At 43.6% G+C, this 6,534-nt stretch carries 6 protein-coding genes; 3 read left to right on the top strand and 3 right to left on the bottom strand.

The window, feature by feature from the left end; all coding sequences use genetic code 11:
* Positions 1-147 precede the first annotated feature (147 nt).
* The 3 genes from A3EU_RS34410 (at position 148) to A3EU_RS0124385 (ending at position 2,416) form a co-directional block, all read left to right on the top strand.
* A complete protein-coding gene (locus A3EU_RS34410) occupies positions 148-315 on the top strand; it encodes a hypothetical protein (RefSeq protein WP_156825895.1) in 168 nt (55 codons plus the stop codon).
* Between the two features lie 75 nt (positions 316-390).
* Positions 391-1,218 (top strand): tyrosine-type recombinase/integrase, encoded by an 828-nt coding sequence (locus tag A3EU_RS33250; protein ID WP_020538818.1) that lies wholly within the window; start codon positions 391-393, stop codon positions 1,216-1,218.
* Positions 1,202-2,416, top strand: a complete 1,215-nt coding sequence (locus A3EU_RS0124385; RefSeq protein WP_156825894.1) for an IS91 family transposase — start codon at positions 1,202-1,204, stop codon at positions 2,414-2,416. The genes A3EU_RS33250 and A3EU_RS0124385 overlap by 17 nt, the downstream gene beginning before the upstream one ends.
* Positions 2,417-2,708: 292 nt before the next feature.
* Here A3EU_RS0124385 and A3EU_RS0124380 read toward each other — a convergent pair whose 3' ends face one another.
* The 3 genes from A3EU_RS0124380 to A3EU_RS0124370 all read right to left on the bottom strand — a co-directional run bounded on the left by A3EU_RS0124380 (position 2,709) and on the right by A3EU_RS0124370 (position 6,164).
* Entirely contained in the window at positions 2,709-3,500 is a 792-nt protein-coding gene (locus tag A3EU_RS0124380) for a cation diffusion facilitator family transporter (RefSeq protein ID WP_020538816.1), read from the bottom strand.
* Between the two features lie 74 nt (positions 3,501-3,574).
* On the bottom strand, positions 3,575-5,758 hold the full coding sequence (locus tag A3EU_RS0124375; RefSeq protein ID WP_026211565.1) for a TonB-dependent receptor: 2,184 nt from the start codon (positions 5,756-5,758) through the stop codon (positions 3,575-3,577).
* 64 nt (positions 5,759-5,822) lie between these two features.
* The gene (locus A3EU_RS0124370) at positions 5,823-6,164 is read right to left on the bottom strand and encodes a DUF6660 family protein (RefSeq protein WP_020538814.1); all 342 of its coding nucleotides are present in this window, start codon (positions 6,162-6,164) and stop codon (positions 5,823-5,825) included.
* Between the last annotated feature and the right edge of the window lie 370 nt (positions 6,165-6,534).

The raw sequence follows: 6,534 nt of genomic DNA, 5'->3' as shown, positions 1-6,534 counted from the left end.
TAACGTTTTTCGGGACATGCGAAGTTCGGAAATTTTCGGCGCAGCCGAAAAAATTTTTGAATTTCCGCATGTCCCGTGTTGTACGAGGTTCGCAGCGCAGCGGAGAAGCTTGTGCCACACGGGCTTGCCCGAAAAACGTTGCCCAAGATGCGGAGCGCAGCGGAGTATCTTGGGCAACTCAGGCCTACCCGCAGTGCCGACGCAGGAGGCATTGTCGCGGTAGGTATTGTTGAACTAACCTGCTATCGCAGGAACCTCCTCCATGATTTACTCGTCAAGATAAAGCTTTTCCTTATCTTCTTGATTTTCCATTAAATCTAAATATTATGTCTAAAAAAAACCAAGGCATTTCAGGCCAGTAACCCGGAACTGCAAGGTCAACTAGATCGAATGGCCGATCATCTTACTGTGGCCGGACGGGCTGAGGCGACCATCGTCAACTACGTACGCGGACTGCGCGACCTGCAAGCGCATTACGACCTGCCCGCTGATAAGCTTAGCCGCGATCAACTTATTGCTTTTCTCGCTGGACGCAAGCCCCACATCAGTTCTTCCACGCTCAACACCCTCATTTGTAGTCTTAAGTACTACTACCGCGAGGTATTGCGATGCCAAGAACTCATCGTCGATCTGCCTAATCCTCGCTATTCTAAGCAACTCGGAGATTTACTCGATGCCGATGAGGTACGCACTTTGCTTCGGGCGACTCGCAGTTTGCGCCACCGCATCGTCCTCGAACTGATCTTTTCTCTCGGCTTGCGAGTGGCCGAAGTCGGACGCTTACGCCTCGGCGACTTCGACCGTACTCAGCGTACGCTCATCATCCGAACGTCTAAGGGTAATGTGACTCGGGTGTTGCCCTACGGCGAACGATTGAGAGGCACACTGATCGACTATTTTCGCCAGGAAAAACCTGTCGATTACCTCATTCCTGGCCGCGAACGTAGCAAGTCTATTGGCATTTCCGTGCGCGGCGTGCAGTATCTTCTCAGGATGACACTGCAACGTTCAGGCCTGAAAAAGCACGTTTGTCCCCACGCACTGCGTCATTCCTTCGCGGTGCATTATCTCAACAATGGAGGCAATATCCTGCGGTTACAGCAACTCCTCGGCCATGCTTATCTCAGTAGTACCCTGATCTACTTGCGCTATACTACTTTCACCCTGCGGGACATTGACAGTCCGCTCGATTTTCTCTACTGTGAACCGCGTAATTAAGCGGCCCGATTGGGAAGTGGCTCAGGTTGTGCGGCGTTTTGGTAATGCTTTTACTACACAGCACAAGATGCCCGCTCGTCATTGGCAGACCTTATGGGCTTTGCGCGATTGTCGCACTGCCCTACTGGGCGGACATATCGAGTACTGTGGCGAGTGCCGCAGCATTCAGCGTATCAGCTACAACTCCTGTCGCAACCGCCATTGCCCCAAATGTGGTGGATTGGAACGCGAGCTGTGGATTCAGGCCCGCGAGGAGGAGTTGCTGCCCGTGCCTTATCAGCATATTGTGTTCACCATCCCCCAAGAGCTGAACATGTGGTGCCGCTACAATGATGCTTTTTGTTACGATCTGCTCTTCAAAGCCGCCTGGCAGACGCTTAGGACTTTCGCAGCCGATCCGCGCTATCTGGGAGCACAACTGGGAGCGACGATGATGCTCCACAGCTGGGGACAAAACCTCAGCCTCCATCCTCATGTCCACTGCATCGTACCAGCCGGAGGGCTGACCGCTAAACAGGGCTGGAAGAAGCCGCGCCGCAAAGCCGGTTTCCTCTTTCCGGTCAAGGCCATGAGTAAGGTTTTCAAGGCCATCTATCTCAAAGATTTGATGCGTGCCTGGAACGGCAACAAACTCAAGGTTCCTCCTGATGCTCCCCTGACAAAAGCCGAGAAAACCGCCTGGCGAAGACAACGTTACAATCAAGCTTGGGTAGTATACGCCAAGGCTCCTTTTCGTACGCCCAAAACCGTAGTCGAGTACCTTGGCCGCTACACCCATAAAGTTGCCATCAGTAATCATCGCATTACGGACATCGGCGACCAGCACGTTCGTTTTCGCTACAAGGATTATCGCCAAAACGGGAAACAGAAAATAATGCAATTGAAAGGCACGGAGTTCCTGCGCCGATTTTGTTTGCACATTCTACCCCAAGGATTTCGGCGCATGAGACACTACGGAATACTGTCCAACGCTCGTAAAACCGAAGCCCTGGCGGCGGCTCGTCAATGCTTGGGAGTAGACTCACCTGAAAGGAGAACCAGAGCGGAGCGAAAAGCCCAGTTATTGGAGCAGTATTTTCCCGACCGACCCAAAACCTGCACCCATTGCGGTTGCATCGACAGCATCAGACAATTCCGATTCGCGCCCGGAGGTACCGCTCGCCCACCACCCTTAATCATTGGTGAGCGAGGAAAATAGAGCAGTTTAGCAACGATCCCACCGACGTGAGCCACTGCTATGCCCACAATCATCGAAAATCAACCTTTTTCTCGCTTATTTTACTCCAAAAGTAAATCAGCAATGCCCCTGAAAATCTACTGGAACTTAAAAAACGCTCTTCCAAGTGTCGCCCAAGCCCAGGCAAGTATCATTGAATACCCATAAGAGCGTGCATATTCGCAGGTTCGTCCAACTGACCCTCAACGCATGACCTCGCTACGCTCCGTCAGGCTTTGAGGCTTTTTTGTTCCGCACTCGCCTTTTTTTTAATTTACTTTGCTAATTTTAATATTCTTATTGCTCCTTGAATAACCAAAATAAAAACAATCGTTCCTATTACCAAATCTGGTTTGCTCGAATCTAACCAATTCACCAAAATCCCTGCTGTAATTACTCCTAAATTAATTATTACATCGTTAGAGGTGAAAATCATACTGGCTTGCATGTGCGCTTCTTTACTTTTAGATTTTTGCAATAGATACAAACAAATCCCATTCGCAATTAAAGCAAGAATCGAAACTATTATCATAGTTGAAAAATCGGGCATCTTTTCTACGCCAAAAAATCTTCTTATCACTTCAATAAATCCAATTACTGCTAATGTGATTTGAAAATAACCTGCAACTTTCGCTATTCTTTTCTTCCTTATCAAAGTACCGCCAACTGCAAAAAGGCTAATACCATAAACAAAAGCATCTGCCAACATATCTAAACTATCCGCCACCAATCCCATTGATTTAGAAATCAATCCTGTTGTCATTTCGATTAAAAAGAAAGCAAAATTGATAGCAAGTACTGTCCAAAGTAATTTCTTTTGATTTGCGTTTTCGCTAAATTCGACTTCTTTGGTTTCAATCGTTTTTACTTTCTTTCCTCCTAAATCTAAGTCAATTATGGATTGTTCGATTTGGTCACCTTGCCCATCGTGAAAAACAGTTAAAGTTCTGTTTGGGATGTCAAAATCGAGGTTTTTTATGCTCGGTATTCCGTCCAACTTCATACGGATTAGATTTTCCTCCGAAGGACAATCCATCTTAGGGATTTTATATATTGATTTTTCCATGATTATTTTTCTGATAATAAAAAAGTTAGAGAGCAAATTCAGTCATTACTCTCTAACGATTTGAGTCGCAATTTCTATTCTTCTTCTATTTCTCCGAATATCGTCCACTTTAATCCTGCGGTAAAAATGAACCCATCTGTCGGTGCCCAAATTTCAGGAAAGGAAGGATTTGTATGTGGTGGTATTACAGTATCTTGGAATTTGGAAAGTCGGGTGTCTGTGAAGTTTTCAAAATTCACAAACACGTTGAGCTTCTCAATTTGACGAGATACCAATAATCCCATAGTCCAGTAATCTTCGACAGGAGACAAGTCAAACAAGGTTTGTCCGCCTGTGAAGTACACTTCATAACCAAGTCTCCATTTTCCGCTTTCATACATCAATATTCCCCCTGCATTATGCTTTGGGGTAATTGGTTTTTGCCGATTGATACCGTCATAATCTAATTGGGCATCAATAAAGGCGTATTGCAAATAGAGTTTAAAATCATCGTAACTAAATTTAATATTCGTTTCCAATCCTTTGCTGTCCGTTTTCCCATCAGCGTTTACAAAAAGGAATTGGTTATTTGCATCTTGGGTCAGAATCAAGGGGTCAAACAATTGAGTGTAGAAAAATAGATTATTGATAGAAAAGCTGACCTCATCAAATAAGATAGTCTTGTAGTTTACATCCAAATTTATTCCTGCTGACTTTTCTGCTTTCGTGTCATTTATTCCGATAGGAAGTATGCTTTGAAAGGTTCGGCTTTCTGCTTCTTCGCTAAAAATGGTTGGTAGTTTGTAGCCCATTCCACCGCCAATTCGAGTTGTCCAATGCTCGTTAAGGTCTAATAAAAGATTGATGCGAGGCAGGACAAACCAATCATAATCGGTATTGTAATCAATTCTTAACCCTGATTCCAAAGCTGCTTTTTCTGAAAACGACCAAACATTCTGACCAAAAACCCCAAAGGTATTATTGCTGTAATCTCTTACAGGGTTTTGATTAAAAGGTGTTTCAGTAAATTCTTCCGTCCACATGTTTGCACCAAAAACCCAATCCGCTTTTTCGTTTGCTGTGGAATAAGATACCTCTGAAAAACTCGCTATTTGTTGACCATCAAAAGTGAAATCAGGAATCCCTATACTTCTATCAAAAAAGTTGACGCTATTTCTAATCGTTAAATTGGCATCTTCTGAAAACGCTTTTTGATAACTGATTTGAGAAGCCAATCGAGTAGATTTATTTTCCTCCGTAAAAGGATGCTCAGCACTTGGTGAGTTTTCAATAGCGGTTACATCACCACCCAATCTGTTTTCAAAAGAACTGTTGATACCAATTCTCAGACTACTGGTTTCGTCAAAATTGTAAAAGAAAGTTGGGTTGATAGCAATGTTTTTCACTTCGGGAAGTTCCGAGAAATCATCATCATTGACATCATAGACTTGTTGAAGATTACCTACGGCATAAAGAGAAAAACCAGCTTTTCCATACTCCTCAGCATAAAACCCATTTAAGGTAGAACCCAATGCCTGTGTTTGGGTAAACATGAATTCCAATTGTGGTTCTTCTTCAGGGCGTTTGCTAATCAAATTGACCAGTCCTGCAATTGCTCCACCACCATATAGTGTAGAAGCACTCCCTTTAATAATTTCCACTTGTTTCAAATCCAAAGGTGGTATTTGCATAATACTCAAACCTCCTGCAAAGCCCCCGAAAATTGGAAAACCGTCTTTGAGCAATTGGGTGTAGCGACCATCTAAGCCTTGAATACGAATACTTTGATTGGCAGAATTTGCAGAAGTTTGTTGCATTTGAATACCTGTACTTTCACGCAACAGCATGGAAATATTAGTAGAGTTCATAAATGCTTTTTCGCCTAATTCTTCTGCGGTGATTGCTTCCAATCGAGTCGGTAAATCTTGAATTAATCGGCTACTACGAGTTGTTGTAACCGTTACGGTTTCCAGTTCCTCACTTCCTGATTCCAATAAAATAGTTAGAGGTTCTTGTTGAGGTAAAGAAACCTCCAATTCTATGGTTTCATAGCTTACATAACTAACTCGAACTTCGTAATTGCCATTTGGCAAATTTTCAATGGCAACAGTTCCATCTAAGTCCGTTACACCACCTTTGTTAGGTTCTTCAAATAGGACATTTACTCCTATGAGTGGTTCATTTGAATCAGCATCTAAAATGGTGGCTTTGAATGTATTTTGGCAATAGACCACACTAAATGTAGCCATTGCCATGAATGACAATAATAATTTTTTCATTTTTTTAATATTAGATTAACCAAATAAATTTGTGGAAAGGGCATACCTGTCTATGCCAGATTGATTAACCTAATTGTGGCGGTTGCCAAATGGAATGATTGAAGTCGGAAGGGTGAAAATGTGCTATAAACAAAGGGGTGGTTTTTGGTAATGAAGTTAATACCTTTTCTGGAAGCCGAATTTCTTTAACGGTATCTAATGCAGTAAAGCAACTACTACAGATACAAAAAGGAGAGCAAGGCGAATCTTCGCAAGGGTCGGAATTTTGTTCCTTTTCTAAACTGTTTTGAATTTCAATATCAATAAGATGATTAGCAAATACCATAATGCCTCCACCACCATCACCACAAGGCACAAGTGATAATGCAAAAATGTAGATGGTTAGTATTCTAATCGCTATTTTCATCGGTGGCAAAGTTAATACTTTTCAATGATTTCTTGTTTTTGATTTGGCTTCTTGTTTTTTTTTCTTTTTGGTGGTGCGGAACGTTTTTCGGGACATGCGAAGTTCGGAAATTTTCGGCGCAGCCGAAAAAATTTTTGAATTTCCGCATGTCCCGTGTTGTACGAGGTTCGTAGCGCAGCGGAGAAGCTTGTGCAACACGGGCTTGCCCGAAAAACGTTGCCCAAGATGCGGAGCGCAGCGGAGTATCTTGGGCAACTCGGGCCTTGGCGCAGGCCGAGGCACGAGGCTTGTCGCAAAGGCTAAGTTCTACGCCGGCCTTAATTTCTCAATTACAGCATCAATAGTTGCCCTAAACGACCTCAAAAAGAAC

Origin of the sequence: Lewinella cohaerens DSM 23179 (assembly GCF_000379805.1) — a bacterium.
GTDB lineage: Bacteria > Bacteroidota > Bacteroidia > Chitinophagales > Saprospiraceae > Lewinella > Lewinella cohaerens.
This window is presented reverse-complemented; position numbering and strand designations above follow the sequence as displayed.